The sequence below is a fragment of the Pseudomonas sp. NFACC24-1 genome, assembly GCF_900115235.1.
GTDB lineage: Bacteria > Pseudomonadota > Gammaproteobacteria > Pseudomonadales > Pseudomonadaceae > Aquipseudomonas > Aquipseudomonas fluorescens_AA.
On record NZ_FOVS01000021.1, the window covers coordinates 94,954 to 118,638 of the forward strand.

The window sequence follows — 23,685 nt, forward strand, 5'->3', positions numbered from 1 at the left end:
TTGAACACAATGAGCCACCAATCTGATTTGATCAGCGAGGACATCCTCGCCTACCTGGGCCAGCACGAACGTAAAGAGCTGCTGCGCTTTTTGACCTGCGGTAACGTCGACGACGGCAAGAGCACCCTGATCGGGCGCCTGCTGCACGACTCCAAGATGATCTACGAAGATCACCTGGAAGCCATCACCCGCGATTCGAAGAAAGTCGGCACCACCGGGGACGATATCGACCTGGCGCTGCTGGTCGACGGCCTGCAGGCCGAGCGCGAGCAAGGCATCACCATCGATGTCGCCTACCGCTATTTCTCCACCGCCAAGCGCAAGTTCATCATCGCCGATACCCCCGGCCATGAGCAGTACACCCGCAACATGGCCACCGGTGCCTCCACCTGTGACCTGGCGATCATCCTGGTGGACGCCCGCTACGGCGTGCAGACCCAGACCCGTCGCCACAGCTTCATCGCTTCGTTGCTGGGCATCAAGCACATCGTCGTGGCCATCAACAAAATGGACCTCAAGGACTTCGATCAGGGCGTGTTCGAGTCGATCAAGGCCGACTACCTGAAGTTCGCCGAAGGCTTGAAGATGAAGCCCACCAGCATGCACTTCGTGCCGATGTCCGCCCTCAAGGGCGACAACGTGGTGAACAAGTCCGAGCGTTCGCCGTGGTACACCGGCCAGTCGCTGATGGAAATCCTCGAGACCGTGGAAGTGGCGGGCGACCGCAACTTCACCGACCTGCGTTTCCCGGTGCAGTACGTCAACCGTCCGAACCTGAACTTCCGCGGTTTCGCCGGCACCCTTGCCAGCGGCATCGTGCACAAGGGCGACGAAGTGGTGGTGCTGCCGTCGGGCAAGAGCAGCCGCGTGAAATCCATCGTCACCTTCGAAGGCGAGCTGGAGCATGCCGGTCCAGGCCAGGCGGTCACACTGACCATGGAAGACGAGATCGACATCTCCCGTGGCGACCTGCTGGTGCATGCCGACAACGTCCCGCCGGTCACCGACAGCTTCGAAGCGATGCTGGTGTGGATGGCCGAAGAGCCGATGCTGCCGGGCAAGAAATACGACATCAAGCGCGCCACCAGCTACGTGCCGGGCTCCATTGCCAGCATCGTCAACAAGGTGGATGTGAACACCCTTGAAGAGGGTCCGGCCAGCGCGCTGCAGCTCAACGAAATCGGCAAGGTGAAGATCGCCCTGGATGCGCCGATCGCCCTGGACGGTTACGAAAGCAACCGCACCACCGGCGCATTCATCGTCATCGATCGCCTGACCAACGGCACGGTCGGTGCCGGTATGATCGTCGCCCAGCCGCTGACCCACGGCAGCAGTACGCACCACGGCAAGCTGGCCCATGTGTCGGTGGAAGAACGCGCCCAGCGCTTCGGCCAGCAACCGGCCACGGTCTTGTTCAGTGGCCTGTCGGGTGCTGGCAAAAGCACCCTGGCCTATGCGGTCGAGCGCAAGCTGTTCGATTCGGGGCGTGCGGTCTTTGTCCTCGATGGCCAGAACCTGCGTCATGACCTGAACAAGGGCCTGCCCCAGGACCGTGCCGGGCGGACCGAGAACTGGCGCCGCGCGGCGCATGTCGCTCGTCAGTTCAACGAAGCCGGCCTGCTGACCCTCGCCGCGTTCGTCGCGCCGAGCGCCGAAGGACGTGAACAGGCCAAGGACCTGATCGGTCGTGAGCGTCTGCTGACGGTCTACGTCCAGGCCTCGCCAACGGTGTGTGCCCAGCGTGATCCACAGGGGCTGTATGCCGCCGCCGGCGACAACATCCCGGGCGAGTCCTTCCCGTATGACGTGCCGCTGGATGCCGACCTGGTCATCGACACCCAGGCGCTGACCCTGGAAGAGAGCGTCAAGCAGGTGCTGGATCTGCTGCGCAAGCGTGGGGCAATCTAAGGAACGCCGCTGTCAGTAAAAAGCCCGCAGATGAGTAATCATCTGCGGGCTTTTTCATTTCCAGAGGGTCGCTCGATCAAATGTGGGAGCGGTGGTCTGGATACTCGCGGTGCATCTGCTCCAGCAACGCATCCTTGTCCTGCCACAGCTGGTTGATCCAGCCCTGGAACTCCAGGCGATACACACCGTCCTGGTCGTAGTTCTTGCCGATGAACTGCGGCGCAATCTTCAGTTCCTGGAAATGCACCACCACTTCCCCAACGTTGCCGCAGAGCAAATCCCAATACCCCGGACGCCCGCCCGGGTAATGGATGGTCACGTTGATGATCGATTCCAGTTGCTCACCCATGGCATCGAGCACGAACGCGATGCCACCGGCCTTGGGCTTGAGCAGGTAGCGAAACGGTGACTGTTGCTGGGCATGCTTGCCGTCGGTGAAACGCGTGCCTTCGACGAAGTTGAAAATGCCCACGGGGTTGTTGCGAAACTTCGCGCAAGTCTTGCGAGTGGTTTCCAGGTCCTTGCCTTTCTTTTCCGGGTGCTTTTCCAGGTACGCCTTGGAGTAGCGCTTCATGAACGGGAAGCCCAGGGCCCACCAGGCCAGGCCGATCACCGGCACCCAGATCAGTTCCTGCTTGAGAAAGAACTTCAACGGCCGGATGCGCCGGTTCAGCACGTACTGCAACACCATGATGTCGACCCAGCTCTGGTGGTTGCTGGTGATCAGGTACGAATGTTGGTAGTCCAGGCCCTCCAGGCCACTGAGGTGCCAGCGGGTACGGCGCAGCAGGTTCATCCAGGCCTTGTTGTTGCTGATCCAGGCCTCGTGGATGTGGCCCATCAACCAGTCGGTGAAGCGCTGGGCGGTGGGGAAGGGCAGCAACAGCTTGAAAATCGCCACGATGAACAGCGGCGTACAGCAGGCGATGGTGTTCAGCGCCAACAGCAGCGAGGCAATGACGCCGCGCAAGGGGGGAGGCAGGAAGTCCAGCATTTAAATATCCAGAGGTCGGTTGGCGGCTTGGATCGCGGTCAGGGCGATGGTGTACACGATGTCGTCGACCTGGGCACCGCGGGGCAAGTCATTCACCGGTTTGCGCAGGCCTTGCAGCATCGGCCCGAGGCTGACGCAATCGGCGCTGCGCTGCACGGCCTTGTGGGTGGTGTTGCCGGTGTTGAGGTCGGGGAAGATGAAGACCGTCGCCCGGCCGGCTACCTGGCTGTTGGGCGCCAATTGCCGCGCCACGGTTTCATTGGCGGCGGCGTCGTATTGCAGCGGACCGTCGATCAGCAGGCCATGCTGGGCTTCGTGGGCCAGGAGGGTGGCTTCACGGACTTTTTCCACTTCTTCGCCACTGGCCGACTCGCCGCTGGAATAACTGAGCATCGCCACCCGCGGCGTGATGCCGAACGCGGCGGCCGAATCGGCGCTTTGCAGGGCGATTTCCGCCAGTTCCGCGGCGCTGGGGTGCGGGTTCATCACGCAGTCGCCGTAGACCAGCACTTCTTCGGGGAAGAGCATGAAAAACACCGAGGACACCAGGGAGCAACCCGGCGCGGTCTTGATCAGCTGCAACGCCGGACGGATGGTGTTGGCGGTGGAGTGGATGACCCCGGATACCAGCCCGTCCACTTCATCCAGGGCCAGCATCATGGTGCCGATGACCACGGTGTCTTCCAGTTGCTGCTCGGCCATCGGCGCGTTCAGGCTCTTGCTCTTGCGCAACCTCACCATCGGTTCGACATAACGCTCGCGAATCGAATCCGGGTCGAGAATCTCCAGCCCCGGCGGCAGCTCGATGCCTTGGGCGCGGGCCACCGCTTCGACGTCGGCCGGTTTGGCCAGCAACACGCAGCGGGCAATGCCCCGGGCCTGGCAAATGGCGGCGGCCTGGACGGTCAGCGGTTCGCTGCCTTCGGGCAGCACGATGCGTTTGTTGGCGGCTTGGGCGCGCTGGATCAACTGATAGCGGAACACCGCCGGTGACAAGCGCATTTCCCGCGGTGTGCCGCAGCGCTGGTGCAGCCATCTGGCGTCCAGGTGGCTGGCGACGAAATCGGTGATGATCTCCGCACGTTCGCGGTCATCGACGGGAATTTCCTTGTTCAGGCCGTTGAGCAGGTTGGCGGTGTCATAGGAGCCGGTGCTCACCGACAGCACCGGTAACCCTGCCTGCAAGGCGCCGCGGCACAGGTCCATGATGCGTGGGTCGGGCAGGGTATCGCTGGTCAGCAGCAGGCCGGCCAGTGGCACGCCGTTGATCGCGGCCAGGCTCACGGCGAGGATAATGTCGTCGCGATCGCCGGGAGTCACCACCAGCACACCGGGCTTGAGCAGTTCCACCGTGTTGCGCATGGTGCGGGCGCAAATGATGATGTTGCTCATGCGCCGGGTTTCGTAGTCGCCGGCATTGAGCACTTGGGCGCCCATCAGGTCGGCCACGTCGCGGGTACGCGGGGCGTTGAGTTCGGGACGAAACGGAATGCAGCCGAGCAGGCGGAAATCACCGCTGCGCAGCAAGGGCGAGTGCTCCTTGAGCCGTGCGGAAAACGCCTCCATGCTTTCCTCGGTGCGGACCTTGTTCAGGATCACCCCGAGGACTTTCGGGTCCTTCGGCCCGCCGAACAGCTGCGCCTGTAGCTCTACCCGCCCGGAAAGCTCGGTCAGCACTTCGTTCTCCGGCGCCGACACCAGGATGACCTCGGCGTCGAGGCTCTTGGCCAGGTGCAGGTTGACCCGGGCGGCGTAGCTGGCGTTGCGGGTCGGGACCATGCCTTCGACGACCAGCACGTCCTTGCCGATGGCCGCTTGCTGGTAAAGGGTGATGATTTCTTCCAGCAGTTCATCGAGCTGGCCGTCGCCGAGCATGCGCTCGACGTGTGCCAGGCCCAGGGGCTGTGGGGGCTTGAGGCCATGGGTGCGGGCCACCAGCTCGGTGGAGCGCTCCGGCCCGGTGTCGCCGGGATGCGGCTGGGCAATGGGTTTGAAAAAGCCGACTTTCAGCCCGGCCCGTTCGAGGGTACGCACCAGCCCGAGGCTGATGGAGGTCAGGCCCACACCAAAATCGGTGGGTGCGATAAAAAAAGTTTGCATGCGGATTCTCTAAAGGAGCATGGCAATGGCGCGGCCTATGACTGGCCGTCTACCCACAATTCAGTCGCCAAGGTTATCGCTAACCGGGCCTTGAGCGCACCAGCCGCAAGCAAAGGGCTGGCCTATTTTTTCAATACGTTGCACAGGGTCCAGCACCCAGGCCCGGGACTGCCAGGGTGGTTGGTGGCGCAGGTGCTGGGTATGGCCGCAGGACAGCTCGGCCACCCAGTGCCCGTCCTCATCCTGATGCAAACCGGTGACCGTCGGTCTGTTCGAGCAGGCCCGTTTGTCCGGGTTCCGTTCGCTTTCGGGCAAATCCTTGTTTAGACTTGTCCGTTCTTCATTCTTATGCAAAAGGTCTCGCCCCATGCTGATCGCCGCCAATAAGGCTGTCTCCATTGACTATACCCTGACCAACGACGCTGGTGAGGTCATCGACAGCTCTGCCGGCGGCGCTCCGCTGGTCTACCTGCATGGCGCAGGCAACATCATCCCGGGCTTGGAAAAAGCCCTGGAAGGTAAAGCGGTCGGTGACGACCTGAACGTTGCCGTCGAGCCGGAAGACGCTTACGGTGAATACTCCGCCGAACTGGTCAGCACCCTGAGCCGCAGCATGTTCGAAGGCGTGGATGAGCTGGAAGTGGGCATGCAGTTCCACGCCTCGGCGCCCGATGGCCAGATGCAGATCGTCACCATCCGCGACCTGGAAGGCGATGACGTCACCGTTGACGGCAACCACCCGTTGGCCGGCCAGCGCTTGAACTTCAAGGTCAAGATCGTCGACATCCGTGATGCCAGCCAGGAAGAGATCGCCCATGGTCACGTCCATGGCGAAGGTGGTCATCACCATTGATTTGTGCGCTACGCTCAAGTTGACTGGAGAGGCGCCCTATGGCGCCTTTTTAGTCGCTTGCTGTTAGCATCACCCATGGCTGTTTCGAAAAGATCTGCAAACCTGGAGTTCGTCATGAGTGCTTTCCACGACCTTAAACTCAAAGCCCTGGATGGTCAGGAGCTTGCTCTGGCGCCGTTCAAGGGGCAAGTCGTGCTGGTGGTCAACGTCGCCTCCAAATGTGGCCTGACGCCTCAGTACGCGGCGCTGGAAAATCTCTATCAGCAATACAAGGACAAGGGGTTCAGCGTGCTGGGCCTGCCCTGCAATCAGTTCGCCGGGCAAGAGCCGGGGACCGAGCAGGAGATCCAGGAATTCTGCAGCCTCAACTACGGCGTGACGTTCCCGCTGTCCAGCAAGCTGGACGTGAACGGTCATGATCGTCATCAGTTGTATCGCCTGCTGGCGGGCGAGGGGGCCGAGTTTCCCGGGGACATTACCTGGAACTTCGAAAAATTCCTGCTCGGCAAGGACGGCCGGGTGCTGGCGCGCTTTTCGCCGCGTACGGCGCCGGATGATCCCACGGTGATCCAGGCGATCGAAAAAGCACTGGGCTGAAAGCCAGGCACGGCACCCTGTGGCGAGGGGATTTATCCCCGCTGGGCTGCGAAGCAGCCCCAAGAGCAAGCGACTTGTCTAGGCTGACACACCGAGATATCAGATTTTAGGGCTGCTGTGCAGCCCAGCGGGGATAAATCCCCTCGCCACAGGTTCTGCACCCGGCTGTGCATTCGGTTCGGTCCACCCAATCGCGATCCGTCTGTGCCTTCTGATCCTTAATCATTCAAATCAATAGTGCTACCCAGCACTCCCTATGCTCCATATTATCGTCGTCATATCCGACCTGTGACTTCGTCCCGTGGAGTGCCCCATGCCTGCAAAAGCCCTGTTCAAACCCTTCCACCTCGGTGCGTTCGAGTTGCCAACCCGGGTGGTGATGGCCCCGATGACCCGTTCCTTTTCACCGGGCGGCGTGCCGAATGCCAAGGTGGTCGAGTACTACCGTCGCCGCGCGGCGGCCGGGGTCGGCCTGATCATCACCGAGGGCACGACGGTCGGGCACAAGGCGTCCAACGGTTATCCGAATGTGCCGCATTTCTACGGCGACGCCGCGCTGGCCGGTTGGAAGCAGGTGGTCGATGCGGTGCATGCCGAAGGCGGCAAGATCGTTCCACAGTTGTGGCATGTAGGCAGTGTGCGCCGCATCGGCACCGAACCGGATGCCAGCGTGCCCGGCTATGGTCCGAGCGAAAAACTCAAGGACGGCCAGGTGGTGGTCCACGGCATGACGCAGGCCGATATCGACGAGGTTATCGCTGCGTTTGCCCAGGCGGCGAAAGACGCCCAGAGCATCGGCATGGACGGGGTGGAAATCCACGGCGCCCACGGCTATCTGGTGGACCAGTTCTTCTGGGAAGGCAGCAACCAGCGCACTGACGGTTATGGCGGCAGCCTGGCCAACCGCTCGCGCTTCGCGATCGAATTGATCCGTGCCGTGCGGGCGGCAGTGGGCGAGGGCTTCCCGATCATTTTCCGCTTCTCCCAATGGAAGCAGCAGGATTACACCGCGCGCCTGGTGCAGACCCCCGAAGCCTTGGGCGAATTCCTCAAGCCGTTGTCCGAGGCGGGCGTGGACATTTTCCACTGTTCGACACGGCGCTTCTGGGAGCCGGAGTTCGAAGGTTCCGAGCTGAACCTGGCCGGCTGGACCCGCAAGCTCACCGGCAAGCCCACCATCACCGTCGGCAGCGTCGGCCTGGATGGCGAGTTCCTGCAGTTCATGGTCAACACCGACAAAGTCGCGCAACCGGCCAGCCTGGAAAAGCTGCTGGAGCGCTTGAACAACGATGAGTTCGACTTGGTGGCGGTGGGGCGTGCGCTGCTGGTGGATCCGGACTGGGCGCAAAAAGTCCGTGAAGGGCGGGAGCAGGATATCTTGCCGTTCAGTCGCGAAGCCTTGATGACCCTGGTTTAAGCGGCGCCTGATCTGACGCTATCGCGAGCAAGCTCGCTCCCACATTTGATCTTCAGCGAACATGATTCTGGTGTTCGACAAAGATCCCCTGTGGGAGCGAGCTTGCTCGCGATGGCGATCTCAATATCGCCGAAGACTCAGCGCACAGTCGGCGCAACAGGCATCACCTGCTCACCCACGCAAACCCCTCGCAGTTGCGCTTCAAATTGCTCGATCACCGCCGCCCAACCCTGGCGACTGGCATGCTGGCGCGCATTGAGCCGCACGCAACGCAAGGTCTCGCGCTCCTCCAGCAGCCAACGGGCGGCATCGCAGAACGCCTCTTCATCCCCCGGCATCGCCAGCACGCCGTTATAGCCGTGGCGAATGTGTTGCGCAGCCGCGGCCTGATCGTAGGCCACCACACCCAGCCCGGACGCCAGCGCCTCCAACACCACGTTGCCGAAGGTTTCGGTCAGGCTCGGAAAGACAAACACATCCCCGGACGCATAGTGGCTGGCCAGCGCCTCGCCGCGTTGCGAGCCGCAAAAGATCGCCTCGGGCAATGCCTGCTCCAGCTCGGATCGTTGCGGGCCGTCGCCGACTATCACCAGCTTCATCCGTCGCCCCGCAAAAGCGCTGCACAGCGTCTCGAAACTGCGCTTGAGCAGCCCCAGGTTTTTTTCCGGTGCCAGGCGTCCGACATGGAGTACGGCGATGTCGTCGTCGCCCAGGCCCCACGCTTCGCGCAGGCTTGGCGAGCGCTTGACCGGATGGAACAGTTGGCTGTCCACGCCACGGGACAACAACGCCACGCGCTCGAAATGCCGTCGTTCCAGTTCCAGGCGCTGGCTGAGACTGGGCACCAGGGTCAGGCTGGAGCGGTTGTGAAACCAGCGCAGGTAATGGGTGAGCACGCGACTTAACAGCCCGAGGCCGTACTGTTGGGTGTATTGCTGGAAATTGGTGTGGAAACCACTGACCACCGAGATGCCCAGGCGCCGTGCAGCCCGCAGCGCCGACAAACCCAGCGGCCCTTCCGTGGCGATGTAGAGCACGTCCGGACGATGACGTTTCCAGCGCCTGAGCAGCTTGTGCATCGACGCCTGGCCCCACTGCAAGCCCGGATAGCCCGGCAGCGGCCAGCCCCGGCACAGCAGCAACTGCTCGTCACCGGCTTGGCGTAAGTCGTCGGCCTGGCGAGGCCGTATCAACTCGACCTGATGCCCGCGAGCGCGCAAGCCGTCGTACAGGCGACCCAAGGTATTGGCCACGCCATTGATTTCCGGCGGGAAGGTTTCGGTGATCAGGGTAATGTGCAGGGGTGTGGTCATGACCCCAGTGTCGACCGGGGCCATTTCGTCATTGTGACGCCAGGATGATGGATTTGTGACGGCTCAGCCCTGACGGGCCAGGGCGGTCTCGGCGCCTTGCTCGCGCACCCAGAACAAGGTCGCCCCGGCCACTGCCGCTGGCATCATCAGGATGTTCACCACCGGGATCAGCAGCACCAGGTACACGCTGCCGCCAAAACCCAGGCTCTGCCAGCGTTTTTCCCGCAGCCAGGCGAGCATTTCGTTCCAGCCCAGCTTGTGGTTGTCCGCCGGGTAGTCGATGTACTGGATCGCCATCATCCATACGCCGAACAGCAGCCACAGCGGTGCCGCCACCAGATTGACCACGGGGATGAACGACAGCACGAACAACCCCAGGGCGCGGGGCAGGAAATAGCCGAGTTTGCGCGCTTCCCGACCGAGGGTCCGGGGGATCATGGCAATCAATTCGGCCCAGCTGAAGGCCGGGAAGTCGTCGGTGCCACGGATGACCACTTCGACTTTTTCCGCGAGAAAGCCATTGAACGGCGCGGCGATGATGTTGGCGAGCATGGTGAAGGTAAAGAACACCATCAGCACGACGAGCACCACGAACAGTGGCCAGAGCACATAGCTGAGGAAACTCAGCCACTCTGGCAGCGACGGCATCAGCGTATCGACCCACAGGCTGAACTGATGGCCGGCCAGGTAGATCAATCCGACGAACAGCACCAGGTTGATCGCCAGGGGCAAGAGTACGAACAGGCGCAGGCCCGGGCTCAGGACCAGCTTGAGGCCTTCTCGCAAATATTGCGGGCCGGACAGGACGGGGGCGGGCATAGGTGACTCCGAGCGAAGGTGAACGCGCCGACCTTACCGGCTTTACCCAGCGCGGGAAAGCGGCGACATGGCGCGTAACAACCTTTATGGCAGCGAATGCGCCTATTGAAGGGGCCGCTGCGGATAGAGCTCACCTATGAGCTGGATTGTTAAACCGTATTTCCTTAATCTTCGCTCCCTCGATACGCTGCACCCATTCTTTCCCAGGACTGTCGAACCCAAGCCTTCCCCAAGTGCGTCAACGGTCCTTTTTTATTCACGCCGCTCACCCGGCGTTCCGGTCCGCGAGGTCCGGTCAACAGGAGCAGGTCATGTCTGAAGTGCGTCATTCGCGAGTGATTATCCTTGGTTCCGGCCCTGCCGGTTACAGCGCTGCGGTCTATGCGGCCCGTGCCAACCTCAAGCCGTTGCTGATCACCGGCATGCAGGCCGGCGGTCAATTGACCACCACCACCGAAGTCGACAACTGGCCGGGCGATGTCCATGGCCTGACCGGCCCGGCCTTGATGGAGCGCATGAAGGAACACGCCGAGCGCTTCGAGACCGAGATCGTTTTCGACCACATCAATGCCGTGGACTTCGCCGCCAAGCCGTACACCCTGACCGGCGACAGCGCGACCTACACCTGCGATGCCCTGATCATCGCCACCGGTGCCAGCGCGCGTTACCTGGGCCTGCCGTCGGAAGAGGCCTTCATGGGCAAAGGTGTGTCGGCTTGCGCCACCTGTGACGGTTTCTTCTACCGCAACAAGCCAGTGGCGGTGGTCGGTGGCGGCAACACCGCGGTCGAGGAAGCGCTGTACCTGGCCAACATCGCCAGCACGGTCACCCTGATCCACCGTCGCGAAACCTTCCGCGCCGAGAAGATCCTGATCGACAAGCTCAACGCCCGCGTCGCCGAAGGCAAGATCATCCTCAAGCTCAACGCGACCCTGGACGAAGTGCTGGGCGACAACATGGGCGTGACCGGTGCCCGCCTGAAGAACAACGACGGCAGCTTTGACGAGATCAAGGTCGACGGCGTCTTCATCGCCATCGGCCACACGCCGAACACCTCGCTGTTCGAAGGCCAGTTGGAGCTCAAGGACGGCTACCTGGTGGTCAAGGGCGGCCGCGACGGCAACGCCACCGCCACCAGCGTCGAAGGTATCTTCGCGGCCGGCGACGTGGCCGACCACGTCTACCGCCAGGCGATCACCTCGGCCGGTGCCGGTTGCATGGCAGCCCTGGATACCGAGCGTTACCTGGATGGCCTGCAGAACGCTTCGTTCTGATCCATTGGGCATAAAAAACCGGCTTCGGCCGGTTTTTTTCTACTTAGGTTCCATGCAAACCCTGTGGGAGCGGGCTTGCTCGCGAATGCGGTGGATCAGCCGGCACAGTGTTGACTGACATACCGCATTCGCGAGCAAGCCCGCTCCCACAGGGTTTTTGTGTCCTCAGAAGCACTGCATTTCAGGACAGCTTCGCCAGGCATGCCTCCAGAATATCCAGCCCCTCTTCCAGCACTGCCGGCTCGGTCGTCAACGGCGCCAGCAGCCGCACGATGTGTCGCGACTTGCCACTGGGCATCAGCAGCAGGCCCGATTCCCGTGCCAGGGCCAGCAGTTGCGTCAATTGCGCCGAAGCCGGGGTGCCGTCGGCCTGGCTCAGCTCGATGCCGCGCATGGCGCCGACGCCGGTCAGGCGGCCCAGGTAAGGGCTTAGCCCGCGGCTGCGCCAGGATTCGTAGCGGCTGGCGATCGCCTCTTCCTGTTGCACGCCCCAGGCGTGCAGGTTGGCGTCGGTCATTTCGTCCAGGGTCGCCAGTGCGGCGGCGCAGGCGATGGGGTTACCCGAGTAGGTGCCGCCCAGGCCACCCTTGGGCAGGTTGTCCAGCAGCGCCTTGCGTCCCACCACCGCACCGAGGGGCACGCCGCCGGCAATGCTTTTGCCCAACAGGATCAGGTCTGGTTCGATGCCCAATCGGGAGAAGGCAAAGCGCTGGCCGGTGCGGCCGAAGCCCGACTGGATCTCATCGATGATCAGCACAATGCCCTTGTCATCGCAGAACTGCCGCAGGGCCTGGGCGAAAGGCACGTCCATCGCCAGGAAGCCGGCTTCGCCCTGCACCGGTTCGACAATGAAACAGGCCACGTCATTCACATCGATCTCGACGCTGAACAGCCGCTCCATGGCCTTCAAGGCTTCTTCACAGGTGACGCCGTTATCCCGGCTGGGGTACGGCAGGTGATACACCGGCCCGGGCAGGACGCCGACTTTCTGTTTGTAAGGCGCGACCTTGCCGTTGAGGTTGAGGGTCGCCAGGGTGCGGCCATGAAAGGCACCGTCAAATGCGATCACGGCGGTACGGCCCGTGGCGCCCCGCACGATCTTCAAGGCGTTCTCCGCCGCCTCGGCGCCGCTGTTGGTGAGCATGCCGCTGACCGGGTAATCCACCGGGACAAACGCAGCCAGGCGTTCCATCAATTCAATGTAGGGGGCGTGAGGGGCGGCGTTGAATGCGTAGTGAGTCAGCCGCGTAGCCTGTTCTCGGATCGCCTCGACAATGCGCGGATGACAATGGCCGAGGTTCAGCACACCAATGCCTCCGACAAAGTCGATGTAGCGTTTGCCATCGGTGTCCCAGACCTCGGCGTTCCTGCCGTGGCTGAGGCGGACGGGATGCACGATGGAGATCGATTGGCTGATGGTTTCGTTGCTCATGGATGACGGCCCGGACGAAGGAGAAATTTCCGTTATCTAAGCCGCGAGCAGAGGGGGCCGGCAAACGAAATAAAGTTGCCGGGTCAATCTTAAAAGTCGGGATGTTGGAAAGTATTGGTCAGCCAGGATGAGCGCGGCCCTTGTGGCGAGGGGATTTATCCCCGTCGGGCTGCGCAGCAGCCCCAAAGCAGTTACCCAATCAGTCTGACACACCGAGGCGGCAGGTCTCAGGGCTGCTGCGCAGCCCAGCGGGGATAAATCCCCTCGCCACAAAAGCGGGCCTCACCACACAGGCAGGATCGATCAGCGCCGTTGCAGCGGCTGCTCGTCGAACTTCACACCTGCCAGGCCATGAACCATCAGCGCGCGGATATTGCCATGATCACTGCCTTCGGGTGTGGCCAGTACCGAACGGTAATGTTCGCCGAAAGCCAGCAGCGCTTCTTCATCGCTCAAGCCTTCGAGCAGGGCCAGGCCCAGGGTCTTGCACGAGCCTTCGTTCTGCCCGGCGGCGTTTTGCACGCCACCGTTGTTGAAGGCTTGGGGTTGGTAGTCGTAGCCGGCAGTGATAAAGGCCAGGGTGTCGGCGAAGACATGTTCGCCGCTCTGGAGGCTGGTGCGCAGGGTATTGAGATCAGGCATCGGGTTTTCCTTTGGCGAACGCCGCCTGTTGTTCGGCGCTGGCTTCTTTCTGGTATTGGGCTTTCCATTCGGCGTACGGCATGCCGTAGACCACTTCGCGGGCGTCGTCGAGGCTGACCTCGACCTGGCGCTCATCGGCGGCGGCCTTGTACCACTTGGACAGGCAGTTGCGGCAGAAGCCGGCGAGGTTCATCAGATCGATGTTCTGCACATCCTTGCGGCTGTCCAGGTGGGCAACCAGCCGACGGAAAGCGGCGGCTTCGAGTTCGAGGCGTTGTTGGTCGTTCATGGAGGTCTCTGCGAGGCAGCTTCAAGGGGCAAGCTTCAAGCTGCAAGAGTGGATTTGCGGTGGTCAGGCTTGAAGCTTACAGCCTGAGGCTTGCAGCTGCTACGAAGTAGCCCGGCTTGCTGCGAGTGTGATCGACACTGATTCGGCGAATCGCAAGGCGTGGGGCTTGTCGACTTCGACTTCGGCGTACAGCACCGACTCGTTGGCCATGACCAGGTCGAGCAATTCCTGGGTCAGGCGTTCGAGCAGGGCGAAGCGGTTGCCTTCCACGTGGGCAATGATCGCCTTGGTGATGGTGCGGTAATTCAGCGCGTGATCGATGTCGTTGTCGCGCACCGCCTCTTGCGCGGCATAGAGGATGGTCAGGTTGATCAACACATCCTGCTTGTTGAGGATTTCATCCTCGTTGATGCCGATGAAGGTGCGCAGGCGCAGGTCCTTGACCTTGATGCGTGCCATGGCTGGCTGAAGTTGTGGCATTTACTTGCTCCGTCGAATCAATTGCAGGAACTCCTGGCGCGTGGTGCTGGAATCGCGAAAGGCGCCGAGCATCACCGAGGTGTTCATGGTCGAGTTCTGTTTTTCGACACCGCGCATCATCATGCACATGTGCTGGGCCTCGATCACCACCGCCACGCCAGCGGCCTGGGTGACCTGCTGCACCGCGTCGGCGATTTGCCGGGTCAGGTTCTCCTGGATCTGCAGGCGGCGGGCGAACATGTCGACCAACCGGGCGACCTTCGACAGCCCCAGGACCTTGCCGGTAGGAATATAAGCCACATGGGCCTTGCCGATGAAGGGCAAGAGGTGATGTTCGCACAGGGAATAGAGTTCGATGTCGGCGACGATCACCATTTCATCGTTGTCAGAGGCGAACAGCGCGCCGTTGACGATCTGCTCGACGCTTTGTTCATAGCCGTGGCAAAGGTACTGCATGGCCTTGGCGGCACGCACCGGAGTGTCGAGCAAACCTTCGCGCTCGGGGTTTTCCCCCAGGCCGATGAGGATCTCGCGGTAGTTCTGGGGCAGGGATAGCGTCATGGTGCATCCTCGAAACAAGGCTATTTGACGTGCCGCCCGCCGTTGACGGTCAGGGTCGTGCCGGTGACATAAGGGTTGTCCAGCAGATAACGCAGGCTCTGGTAGATCACTTCGCTGCCGGGTTCTATACCCAGTGCGGACTTGGCCAGGGCCTTGGCGCGGTAAGCCGCGTCGTCTTCGGGGTTGAACAGTAGCAGGGCCGGGGCGATGCCGTTGACCTTGATCGCCGGGGCGAACTTGGCCGCGAACGACAGGGTCAGGCTTTCCAGGCCGGCCTTGGTTGCGCAATAGGCGATATGTCGGGCGCTGCCCTTGCGGGTCACGTCATCGCTGATGTGCACGATATCCGCCGGCGTTGAACGCAGCAGCAACTCGGCGCAATGCAGGTTGATCAGGTAAGGCGCAAGCATGTGCACGCCGAACATGGCGTTGAAGGCCGCCGCTTCGCTGCCCGGGCCTTCGGCCAGCCAGGCCGAGGCGTTGTGCACGATGGCCCGCAGCCGGTCGGTGTGTTGCTTGAGTTGCTCGATAAAGGCCAGGATCCCCGTTTCGCTGGAGAAGTCGGCGAACAGCACCACTGCCCCCAGGTCCCGCAACGTTTGCACGCCGGGGCGTTCGGTGCGATAGGTCGCGATCACCGGGTGCCCGTCCTCCAGCAAGCGCCGGGCGCAATGCAGGCCGACGCGCTGGGCTGCACCAGTGATCAGGATCGGAGCGGTGACGCTGGACATGGGACGGCTCGGTTCACGGCAAGAGCAAAACTATAACAGCGACACGGGGCGCGTCCTATGTACAAAGATCAATCCGGTCGCGACCAGTTGCCCACTGTGGGAGCGAGCTTGTTCGCGATGATGGACTGACCTTCAATATCCTCATCGACTGTCACACCGCTATCGCGAGCAAGCTCGCTCCCACAGGAGGACTGTCGAGGCCGGTGGCATCAATGATTGCGCGTAGCCGGCAACGCTTGCTGCGGCGCGCCGTTGAGCCAGTTCGCCAGCAGATGGGTCGACATCGGGATAAACAGGTAGACCATCAACGGTGTCAGGATGACGGTGCTGATGAGCACGCGGCTCAACAGGCCCAGTTCGCCCAGCAGTGGTCCCAACAGGAAATTGAACAACAGCGACACGGGGAAAAACGCCAGCCAGATGGCCACGGCCTGTTTCCAGCGTGGCGGACGCTGGCCGACCGCGCCGAACCAGCCTTCGATGCCACGCACCCGATGTTCGGAGGGATGGGCAAACAGATCGCTGCCCCGTCCCAGCCAGGCCGTGCGCGAGGCGGAGTGTTCCCAGGCGTGCAGTGTCTGCTCGTCGGCAAAACGGAAAATGATCTGGAATTCATCGTCCTGGGGCGGTGGCGCGAGCACGCCGGACCCCAGGTAACCCGGGAAATCGGTGGCCAATTGTTCGCCTTCGCGCAACCAAGCTATCAGATCCTGATAGCGTCCATTGGCGACGCGGCGGGCCACCATCAACGTGACGGGTGAGGTCGACATTATGTATCTCCGTAAGACAGGCGCAGCGCTCCGGATAGGAGGTTTGCGGGGGACGCCCCCGGGGTGGTGGTTGCGTCTGGTCGTCAAAAAACAGGCAAGGATTATTCCCGATTGTGCGTAAAACAACAAAACCGTACACCTGAATACGTTTGCCCTTGTCATGACGTGTCTTGGAGGAGGAAGATAGGATCCAATTGCCAGCCGGAATTGTCTGCCAAAATGAGCGTAATCACAGAGGATAGCTTTGTTTTCCAGGCATCAGCCTTGAAAAGGGAAGATCTGTTTCCCATTCGCGAAGTCGCCCGCATGACCGGCGTGAACCCCGTGACCCTACGCGCATGGGAGCGGCGCTACGGTTTGATCCAGCCGACTCGCACCGAAAGCGGGCATCGCCTGTACTCGTTGAGCGATATCGAAAAGGTTCGCAGCATCCTGGCATGGATCGAGCGCGGCGTGGCAGTCAGTAAAGTAGGCAAGATCCTGGCCAAGACCGAGGCGGTGCAACCGGTCTCCACGCTGCTTTCATCCGACCTGGTCAAGGCTGATCACGCCCGGTGGCAGCAACAGGTAGCGGACGCGGTTGGCAACTTTGACGATGTGGAGCTGGATCGCGTCTACGGCCAGGTCTTTTCCACCTACACCGTGCCGGTCGTATTCCAGGACATCCTGATGCCGCTTTGGCGACAAATGCTATATCGCCAGCCAGAGTTCGGGCAAATCAGTGAATGGGTGTTTTTCGACGGGTTCCTGCGTTCGCGCATCATCCAACGGCTGTTGTTCAAGCGCGAAGGTCATTCGCCGCGGGTCCTGGTCTGTGCCCTGGCCGGCCAGTGCCGTGAGCTGGAGTTGCTGGTCGCGGCGCTGTTCCTGTCCAGCGCGGACGTGGGCGTCAGGGCGCTGTCGATCGGCCTGCCATTCAACGAACTGACCTTGGTGTGCCAGAAGATCCAGCCGCTGGCCTTGGTGCTGGTTTCCAATCATGCGCCGGTCCCGGATTTGTCCAAGCGCTTGGGCAAATTGGCGATGAGCCTGGATTGTCCGTTGATGCTGGCCGGTGAAGCATCCGACCTGGCGCAGGAAAGCCTGGCTGGCTCGTCGATCGGTTGCCTGGGTAACGAAGGAACAGTGATGCGCCAGCGCCTGCGTCAATTTCTGGCAGGCAACCTCGACACCTAGAGATGCATGGAGGGATGGGTCAGGCGATGTTGCTGCAGGATGTACTGGCGCAGGCGCTCAGTCTCGTCCTGGTCATTCTGGTTCAGGTGATAGGCCAGCAAACCTCGATCGGTTTCACGTTCGAAGGCACCACGCAACGAAATTCTTTCGTAGCCTGAGGGGCTGAACCACAAGGCAAACTGCTTCGGTGGCTTGGTCCGGCTGCGGTTTTCCAGCAATACACCTTTGCAGGACACTTCGTGGACCCAGAGCGGTCCCGGCTGGCCCTTGATATTTTCCAGCGCCACCGGCTCGTCGAGCGTCAGGCGCCACGGGCGTATCTTCGGTCCGTCTTCGTAGATGCTGGGCACCCCCAGGCGCAGGTGCATGGCATGGAATTCGTCTTCCACCAGATGCAACGGAAACGTCATTTGCTGGTTTTCGAAATTGGCTTGCAGCGTGACCTGCTCATTCGCCGCCAGGCGCGTCAACAAATCACGGATCTGCGACCCACCGTTGACCAGCAAGCTCGACGTGACATCCCGCTCGTTCAACTGCGGGTTGTGTTGCATGGTCCGGATGAAATCCAGTTCATCCTGCGTCAGAAGGGCATCGCGCTGCATGGTCGGCTCGAAAGGATAATTTACATTTTCACTGGTGATTGTAGTGACTGACCGTTAATTCGGGGTTTTGTTTGCACCGTTCGTCGCCTCAAGCCGGGCAATCGTTTCCCGGGCTTCGGCCAGTTCCTTTTCCAGCTGGGCGACGCGTTGTTGAGCCTTGACCTGGGTCGTGACGTCTTTTTGCACACCGACGAAATAGGTATACCCGTCAGCCTGGTTTTTTACCGTGGACAATGACAGATCATTCCAGAACGGCGTGCCGTCCTTGCGGTAGTTGCGCAGCACCTCTCGACAGGCACCGCCCTCTCGCAAGGCCTTGCGAATCGACTCCAGGGATGGTTGGTCCCGATCACCCGACTGCAGGAACCGGCAATCCTGGTAAAGGATTTCGTCGCGGTGATAGCCGGTCAAGCGTTCGAAGGCCGGGTTCACATAGATCAGGATATTGTCTTCGCCTTCTTTTTCAGCGATGACAATCCCGTCGTTGGAAGCATTGATGACCAATTGCATCAGTTGAGCGTTGATCATTTGAAAGATCCCTTTTGAACATCCCTGTTGAGTCAGCATTTTAAAAGAAATCGAAAGGCTGTCCACTGGCCATTACTGCCGTTGAGAGCCATTCGCAGCCTTGTGGGTGCAACTGTTACTATCCCGGCTCTTTTTTCAGGATCAGGATCAGATTGATGAAAGTCGCCATTCTTTCCGGCTCAGTGTATGGCACCGCCGAAGAAGTCGCCCGGCACGCCGCCAAACTGCTGCGCGATGCGGGCTTCGACGCCTGGCACGATCCTCGTGCGACCCTGGCGGATGTCCAGGCATTCGCGCCAGAAGCCTTGCTGGCGGTGACGTCTACGACCGGCATGGGCGAGCTGCCAGACAGTCTGATGCCGTTGTATTCGACCATCCGCGACCAATTGCCAGGGTTCTTTCGCGGCTTGCCTGGCGCAGTGATTGGCCTGGGCGACGCCAGCTATGGGGATACCTTCTGCGCCGGCGGCGAGCAGATGTGCGAATTGTTCGCCGAACTGGGCGTTCGCGAGCTGCTGCCGATGCTGCGTCTGGATGCCAGCGAAAGCGTCACGCCGGAAACTGACGCCGAGCCGTGGCTGGCCGAGTTGATCGACACGTTGCGGTCTTGAAGCGCAGGCGGTGACTCGTTTGGCCAGTAAGCTGGCTGCCAATGCAACTACCACCTCCGAAAGACCTGACTAGACTGAGTTTTCTTGCGTACGACGTTTTGATGACAAGACTCCTATAACAAGAAACCAGAGGTCAGAGCCGTGAGCGTAGCGCCCGTCCAAACGACACTCAGTATCAAGGAACAGGTCAGTGCGGCCGAATGGCAAACCCGGGTAGACCTTGCCGCCTGTTATCGGCTTGTCGCGCTGCATGGTTGGGATGACCTGATCTTCACCCATATTTCTACGAAGGTTCCCGGCACCGAGGACTTTTTGATCAACCCGTTCGGGTTGATGTTCCATGAAGTCACCGCTTCGAGCCTGGTCAAGGTTGACCAGGGCGGCAACAAGTTGATGGACAGCCCCTACGAGATCAATCCGGCCGGCTACACCATCCACAGCGCGGTGCATGAGGTGCGCCATGATGTGGCTTGTGTGCTGCACACCCACACCGCCGCCGGAGTGGCGGTATCGGCGCAGAAGCAAGGCGTGTTGCCGATCAGCCAGCAAGCACTGTTCGTGCTGTCGAGCCTGGCCTATCACGCTTACGAAGGGGTGGCCTTGAATCACGAAGAAAAGGCACGCCTGCAGGCCGACCTGGGCGAAAGCAATTTCCTGATGCTGCACAACCATGGCCTGCTGACATGCGGCGGGACCATCGCCGATACCTTCTTGATGATGTTCACCTTTCAACGAGCCTGTGACATCCAGGTCCTGGCCCAGAACGGCGGGGCTGAATTGATTGCCATCGAACCGCAGATTCTGGCCGGCGCCCGGGCGATGATCGCCGGAGTGACCAAAAGCGCCCAAGGCATGGGCGGCGCGTTGGCCTGGCCGGCGTTGCTGCGCAAGCTCGATCAACAAGACACCGGGTACAGAAGCTGATGGCCCTGGCCCAGATTCCCCTGCGTATCTGGCGCCAGCGCAGCCAGACTTTCCTGTTCCGTGGCCACGCCATCCGTTATTGGGTGGCGGGCCAGGGCGAGCCGCTGCTGTTGATCCATGGTTTTCCCACCGCCAGTTGGGATTGGCATTACTTGTGGCAACCCTTGGCGCAACGCTACCGGGTGATCGCGTGCGACATGCTCGGTTTCGGCGATTCCGCCAAACCGATGGATCATGTCTACAGCCTGCTGGAGCAAGCCGATCTGCAGCAGGCCTTGCTGGCGCACCTGAATGTGAAGGGGGCGGTGCATGTGCTGGCCCACGATTACGGTGACAGCGTGGCCCAGGAACTGCTCGCTCGGCATTACGAAGCACGCATCCATCTTGAGAGTTGTGTCTTTCTCAATGGCGGCCTGTTCCCCGAAACCCACCGCCCGGTATGGGCCCAGAAACTCTTGTTGAGCCCCCTGGGCTGGCTGCTGGGGCGGATGTTCTCCCGGGAAAGCCTGGCCTGCAACTTTCGGCAGATTTTCGGCCCCAGGACCGGCCCTACCGAAAGCGAGCTGGATGACTTCTGGAGCCTGGTGGAGGCTCATCACGGTCCGCGGATCATGCACAAACTCATCGGCTATATTCCCGAGCGCCGTGTGCAGCGGGATCGCTGGGTGCTGGCGATGCAGCGCGGCGAAGTGCCGTTGCGGGTGATCGACGGCGCCGTCGATCCGATTTCCGGTGAACACATGGTGGCGCGCTACGAGGCCCTGATCCCGAACCCGGACACGGTGTTGCTGCCTGACATCGGTCATTACCCGCACACCGAGGCATCGGTGCAGGTGCTCAAGCATTACCTGGCGTTTCGCGAAGCCATCGCCGCGCCGCACAGACAAATGGCCTGTACCTGACGACTTGGCATTGAGAAGCGAACCTGTGTGGGAGCGGGCTTGCTCGCGAAGGCGCCAGCACAGCCAACATCCATTCTGACTGGAAGACCGCTTTCGCGAGCAAGCCCGCTCCCACAGTTTTCGGGCGTTTACAAGATTGCGTTCCACTGCAAATCCCTGTGGGAGCGAGCTTGCTCGCGATAGCGGTCCTCCTGCCAACAGGAAAGTCGAATGCTCCGCCGTGGCTTGGGCCTGCATCATCCCCCCACCTTATCGGCCACCATTCACTGCCAATCGTGTTGATTGTGACCGGCCGACAGGTGCCGGACACTCGTGGTCATTGTCCTATCCGCCTGCTGGAGTTCTGCCATGAGTGAGTCTGTGCGCTTCGAAGATAAAGTCGTGATCGTCACGGGAGCCGGCGGTGGCCTGGGGCGCGCCCATGCGTTGCTGTTCGCCAGGCAAGGCGCGAAAGTGCTGGTCAACGATCTTGGCGGCTCGGCGCAAGGGGAAGGGGCCAATGCCTCGGCAGCGGATCGGGTGGTCGCCGAAATCCGCGAGGCGGGCGGCATTGCCGAGGCCAACCACGACTCGGTCACCGATGGCGACAAGCTGGTGCAAAACGCGCTCGATGCGTTCGGTCGCGTCGACGTGGTGGTCAACAATGCCGGGATCCTGCGGGACAAGACATTCCACAAAATGGACGACGCCGATTGGGACCTGGTCTACCGCGTCCACGTCGAGGGTGCCTACAAGGTGACCCGGGCCGCATGGCCGCACCTGCGTGAGCAAAACTACGGGCGGGTGATCTTCACCGCGTCCACCTCGGGCATCTACGGCAACTTCGGCCAATCCAACTACGGCATGGCCAAGCTCGGCCTTTATGGCCTGACGCGAACCCTGGCCATCGAAGGCCGCAAGAACAACATCCTGGTCAATGCCATCGCTCCTACTGGCGGCACCCGCATGACCGAAGGCCTGATCCCGCCGCAGGTGTTCGAACAACTCAAGCCCGAACTCGTCAGCCCGCTGGTGGTGTACTTGGCCAGTGAGGCCTGCCAGGAAACCTCCGGCTTGTTCGAGGTGGGCGGCGGCTGGATGGGCAAGGTGCGCTGGGAGCGCAGCCTGGGTGCGGGCTTCGACCCGCGCAAAGGCTTTTCGCCCGAAGACGTCGCCGCCCATTGGCAGCAGATCTGCGACTTCGAGCATGCGGTACACCCGAACGACAACCTTGAAGCGTTGAAGGAAATGATGGCGAATCTGCAACGCCACGCTATCTAACTCTCACCGCTCGTGCCGCTTGCCGCCAGGCGCGGCAAGCGTGCTCATGGACAATTCTTTGTTCACCCGGGCCGCCAGGTTCGCGGTGGTCTCGATAGGGCAAAGACCTATTCCGTACGGCTCAACATCCAGGCAAAGCGCGCGGCGGGCCATTCCTTGCGGTCTGATACCTGCCCATCGCCGAGCTCGACCACCCGCAGAACACCGTCTGACCGGAGTACTACGTCGACCGAAAAAAAAGGACTGTCGATCAACCGTGCGCACTCGGTCACCAACTCAGGAATCTCATCGGTGACGCCGTAGGCCCGCCCGTGGAGTACAAAATAACGACGCTCGGTTTCTTCAAGGTATTCCTCTCGTCGTCTGACGCAGATACCGCCTTCAATCTGTCCCCGATATTGGCGCATCTCTTCAACAAGCGGCGCTATGTCTTCGGGACTGTCCACCAGGCTGCCACCACCAGTGTTAAGTGACTTTACATAGTCCTTGATGAAATAGCCTGGCCATTGCAGGCCTTCGAGTGCCTGAGCGAAGTTTGCATCGCTGTCCAGCACCACCGTTTCGCTCGTACAGGCAGCCAACAACGGATACCACTGTGGCAAGTGATGACAGTGTTGGTATTGTGTGGCGTTGGTTACTTCAGTGACGCCTTTTTCACGCAGTTGGTTAACCAAAGCGGCATAAGCATCGGGTGTCAGCATCCACCCACGGTACAAAATCGATTTTCCGGGTGTGAGGGGCGCAGAAGTCTTGAAAAGGCCTGCTTCGAAATCTTCAAAAGAGAACAGCACAGTCCTCAGTCCCGCAGTCATTACCGCTTCGTACTCTTCAGCGTACTGCTCATCAGGACGTTTTTTATCAAATGGGTCGCTAGGGTAAAGGAGATGCATATTGCTTTTTACCTATAGAAAGTGGCGGAGCAAATGCTGCTGGGGTTGGTACTTCATGAGCGCTTGTTTTCAGCCGTTTCTGATCATCTATCCCTCAGCATCCAAGGCGAGGCAAAGGACTACAATTTCGATCACATAAGCCGTGCAGATTAACCTTTCCTACAACAACGTAGGAAACAAGAAGTTTTAACTCGGAAATCACCGCACATCGGCATAGGAGACGGCCTTCATAGGCCGTTCCCCTGCCACACCACCCGGCATGCGGGTCCGCACCGGGCGGTTCGAGAGATTGAGGTCAGGAGAGACGCGGTAAACCCGTTCTGTCGAACCACGCTATATCGAGCACTCGGTTGAGTTCAAGAGCGCTATTGCGCCACCAGCAGCGAGAGCTTCCCGCCACTTTGCGAGCAGTAGCCTCACTTGCACCCAACCTGCGTAGCTCTCGATAGATCGTTGAACTACGCCGCCATTGCTTGAGCTGGATTGCTCGTAGTCGGTGTCGTATCCATTCATCTAACTCTCGCCAGATTCTGGGAGTTTGCGACAAGCCGAAATATCCCTTCCAGCCAAGCATGTAGGGCCTTAATCGGTCGACAACTTGTTGCAAGCTGC

Annotated in this window: 26 protein-coding genes; 10 read left to right on the top strand and 16 right to left on the bottom strand. The window is 60.9% G+C overall.

All coding sequences use genetic code 11. The features are described 5' to 3' along the window. Positions 1 to 9 precede the first annotated feature (9 nt). A complete protein-coding gene (cysN, locus tag BM317_RS19600) occupies positions 10 to 1,908 on the top strand; it encodes a sulfate adenylyltransferase subunit CysN (protein ID WP_092172079.1) in 1,899 nt (632 codons plus the stop codon). 76 nt (positions 1,909 to 1,984) lie between these two features. On the opposite strand, the gene BM317_RS19605 is transcribed toward cysN, so the two are convergent. From BM317_RS19605 to BM317_RS19615, 3 genes are read right to left on the bottom strand one after another with little or no spacing between them, the layout of a single operon-like run. Beyond that, positions 1,985 to 2,902 (bottom strand): acyltransferase, encoded by a 918-nt coding sequence (locus BM317_RS19605; RefSeq protein WP_092475770.1) that lies wholly within the window; start codon positions 2,900 to 2,902, stop codon positions 1,985 to 1,987. After that, entirely contained in the window at positions 2,903 to 5,002 is a 2,100-nt protein-coding gene (gene pta, locus BM317_RS19610; RefSeq protein ID WP_092172073.1) for a phosphate acetyltransferase, read from the bottom strand. It abuts the gene before it with no gap. 60 nt (positions 5,003 to 5,062) lie between these two features. Continuing rightward, on the bottom strand, positions 5,063 to 5,401 hold the full coding sequence (locus tag BM317_RS19615) for a DUF3565 domain-containing protein (RefSeq protein WP_060740683.1): 339 nt from the start codon (positions 5,399 to 5,401) through the stop codon (positions 5,063 to 5,065). On the opposite strand from BM317_RS19615, the gene BM317_RS19620 reads away from it, so the two are divergent. The 3 genes from BM317_RS19620 to BM317_RS19630 all read left to right on the top strand — a co-directional run bounded on the left by BM317_RS19620 (position 5,370) and on the right by BM317_RS19630 (position 7,869). Then, complete coding sequence (locus BM317_RS19620; RefSeq protein ID WP_060740684.1) at positions 5,370 to 5,855, top strand: FKBP-type peptidyl-prolyl cis-trans isomerase; 486 nt, start codon at positions 5,370 to 5,372, stop codon at positions 5,853 to 5,855. The genes BM317_RS19615 and BM317_RS19620 overlap by 32 nt on opposite strands. Before the next feature lie 114 nt (positions 5,856 to 5,969). Continuing rightward, the gene (locus BM317_RS19625) at positions 5,970 to 6,452 is read left to right on the top strand and encodes a glutathione peroxidase (protein WP_072409398.1); all 483 of its coding nucleotides are present in this window, start codon (positions 5,970 to 5,972) and stop codon (positions 6,450 to 6,452) included. A 313-nt stretch (positions 6,453 to 6,765) separates the two neighbouring features. Continuing rightward, a complete protein-coding gene (locus BM317_RS19630) occupies positions 6,766 to 7,869 on the top strand; it encodes an NADH:flavin oxidoreductase (protein ID WP_092172069.1) in 1,104 nt (367 codons plus the stop codon). 137 nt (positions 7,870 to 8,006) lie between these two features. On the opposite strand, the gene BM317_RS19635 is transcribed toward BM317_RS19630, so the two are convergent. Both BM317_RS19635 and cysZ read right to left on the bottom strand, forming a co-directional pair. Further along, positions 8,007 to 9,206, bottom strand: coding sequence for a glycosyltransferase family 4 protein (locus BM317_RS19635; protein ID WP_092166093.1), 1,200 nt, complete (start codon positions 9,204 to 9,206; stop codon positions 8,007 to 8,009). Between the two features lie 39 nt (positions 9,207 to 9,245). Next, the gene (gene cysZ / locus BM317_RS19640; protein ID WP_053125122.1) at positions 9,246 to 10,001 is read right to left on the bottom strand and encodes a sulfate transporter CysZ; all 756 of its coding nucleotides are present in this window, start codon (positions 9,999 to 10,001) and stop codon (positions 9,246 to 9,248) included. Positions 10,002 to 10,312: 311 nt separating this feature from the next. Here cysZ and trxB point away from each other — a divergent pair, with 311 nt between their 5' ends. Next, complete coding sequence (gene trxB / locus BM317_RS19645) at positions 10,313 to 11,275, top strand: thioredoxin-disulfide reductase (protein WP_003205459.1); 963 nt, start codon at positions 10,313 to 10,315, stop codon at positions 11,273 to 11,275. 181 nt (positions 11,276 to 11,456) lie between these two features. On the opposite strand, the gene BM317_RS19650 is transcribed toward trxB, so the two are convergent. The 7 genes from BM317_RS19650 to BM317_RS19680 all read right to left on the bottom strand — a co-directional run bounded on the left by BM317_RS19650 (position 11,457) and on the right by BM317_RS19680 (position 16,180). Continuing rightward, positions 11,457 to 12,707 carry a 2-aminoadipate transaminase gene (locus BM317_RS19650; protein WP_092475774.1) on the bottom strand — a complete coding sequence of 417 codons (1,251 nt, stop codon included), beginning with the start codon at positions 12,705 to 12,707 and terminating at the stop codon, positions 11,457 to 11,459. Between the two features lie 303 nt (positions 12,708 to 13,010). Next, positions 13,011 to 13,349 (bottom strand): HopJ type III effector protein, encoded by a 339-nt coding sequence (locus BM317_RS19655; RefSeq protein WP_092475777.1) that lies wholly within the window; start codon positions 13,347 to 13,349, stop codon positions 13,011 to 13,013. After that, positions 13,342 to 13,638, bottom strand: coding sequence for a DUF1244 domain-containing protein (locus BM317_RS19660; RefSeq protein ID WP_003205454.1), 297 nt, complete (start codon positions 13,636 to 13,638; stop codon positions 13,342 to 13,344). The genes BM317_RS19655 and BM317_RS19660 overlap by 8 nt, the downstream gene beginning before the upstream one ends. A gap of 99 nt (positions 13,639 to 13,737) precedes the next feature. Further along, positions 13,738 to 14,118, bottom strand: coding sequence for a dihydroneopterin triphosphate 2'-epimerase (folX, locus tag BM317_RS19665; protein ID WP_025211888.1), 381 nt, complete (start codon positions 14,116 to 14,118; stop codon positions 13,738 to 13,740). Continuing rightward, the gene (folE, locus tag BM317_RS19670) at positions 14,119 to 14,679 is read right to left on the bottom strand and encodes a GTP cyclohydrolase I FolE (protein WP_060740690.1); all 561 of its coding nucleotides are present in this window, start codon (positions 14,677 to 14,679) and stop codon (positions 14,119 to 14,121) included. 20 nt (positions 14,680 to 14,699) lie between these two features. After that, positions 14,700 to 15,410: a dihydromonapterin reductase gene (gene folM, locus BM317_RS19675; RefSeq protein ID WP_092475780.1), complete on the bottom strand. Its 711-nt coding sequence runs from the start codon at positions 15,408 to 15,410 to the stop codon at positions 14,700 to 14,702. Between the two features lie 209 nt (positions 15,411 to 15,619). Further along, a complete protein-coding gene (locus tag BM317_RS19680) occupies positions 15,620 to 16,180 on the bottom strand; it encodes an antibiotic biosynthesis monooxygenase (RefSeq protein WP_092166107.1) in 561 nt (186 codons plus the stop codon). Between the two features lie 219 nt (positions 16,181 to 16,399). Here BM317_RS19680 and BM317_RS19685 point away from each other — a divergent pair, with 219 nt between their 5' ends. After that, positions 16,400 to 17,356 (top strand): MerR family transcriptional regulator, encoded by a 957-nt coding sequence (locus tag BM317_RS19685; RefSeq protein ID WP_092166108.1) that lies wholly within the window; start codon positions 16,400 to 16,402, stop codon positions 17,354 to 17,356. On the opposite strand, the gene BM317_RS19690 is transcribed toward BM317_RS19685, so the two are convergent. Further along, complete coding sequence (locus tag BM317_RS19690) at positions 17,353 to 17,958, bottom strand: hypothetical protein (RefSeq protein ID WP_060740694.1); 606 nt, start codon at positions 17,956 to 17,958, stop codon at positions 17,353 to 17,355. The genes BM317_RS19685 and BM317_RS19690 overlap by 4 nt on opposite strands. A gap of 54 nt (positions 17,959 to 18,012) precedes the next feature. Beyond that, positions 18,013 to 18,486 carry a PAS domain-containing protein gene (locus BM317_RS19695; RefSeq protein WP_092166109.1) on the bottom strand — a complete coding sequence of 158 codons (474 nt, stop codon included), beginning with the start codon at positions 18,484 to 18,486 and terminating at the stop codon, positions 18,013 to 18,015. A gap of 155 nt (positions 18,487 to 18,641) precedes the next feature. On the opposite strand from BM317_RS19695, the gene BM317_RS19700 reads away from it, so the two are divergent. From BM317_RS19700 to BM317_RS19715, 4 genes are all read left to right on the top strand, one after another. Beyond that, positions 18,642 to 19,097 carry a flavodoxin gene (locus BM317_RS19700; protein WP_060740696.1) on the top strand — a complete coding sequence of 152 codons (456 nt, stop codon included), beginning with the start codon at positions 18,642 to 18,644 and terminating at the stop codon, positions 19,095 to 19,097. Between the two features lie 141 nt (positions 19,098 to 19,238). After that, on the top strand, positions 19,239 to 20,021 hold the full coding sequence (locus tag BM317_RS19705) for a class II aldolase/adducin family protein (RefSeq protein WP_092166110.1): 783 nt from the start codon (positions 19,239 to 19,241) through the stop codon (positions 20,019 to 20,021). Beyond that, positions 20,021 to 20,923 carry an alpha/beta fold hydrolase gene (locus BM317_RS19710; protein WP_092166111.1) on the top strand — a complete coding sequence of 301 codons (903 nt, stop codon included), beginning with the start codon at positions 20,021 to 20,023 and terminating at the stop codon, positions 20,921 to 20,923. The genes BM317_RS19705 and BM317_RS19710 overlap by 1 nt, the downstream gene beginning before the upstream one ends. Before the next feature lie 348 nt (positions 20,924 to 21,271). Further along, complete coding sequence (locus BM317_RS19715; protein ID WP_092475783.1) at positions 21,272 to 22,183, top strand: SDR family oxidoreductase; 912 nt, start codon at positions 21,272 to 21,274, stop codon at positions 22,181 to 22,183. A 107-nt stretch (positions 22,184 to 22,290) separates the two neighbouring features. On the opposite strand, the gene BM317_RS19720 is transcribed toward BM317_RS19715, so the two are convergent. After that, complete coding sequence (locus tag BM317_RS19720) at positions 22,291 to 23,073, bottom strand: ATP-grasp domain-containing protein (RefSeq protein ID WP_092166113.1); 783 nt, start codon at positions 23,071 to 23,073, stop codon at positions 22,291 to 22,293. Between the two features lie 295 nt (positions 23,074 to 23,368). Then, a partial coding sequence (locus tag BM317_RS19725) for a group II intron maturase-specific domain-containing protein (RefSeq protein WP_305883213.1) occupies positions 23,369 to 23,685 on the bottom strand: 317 nt, incomplete at its 5' end.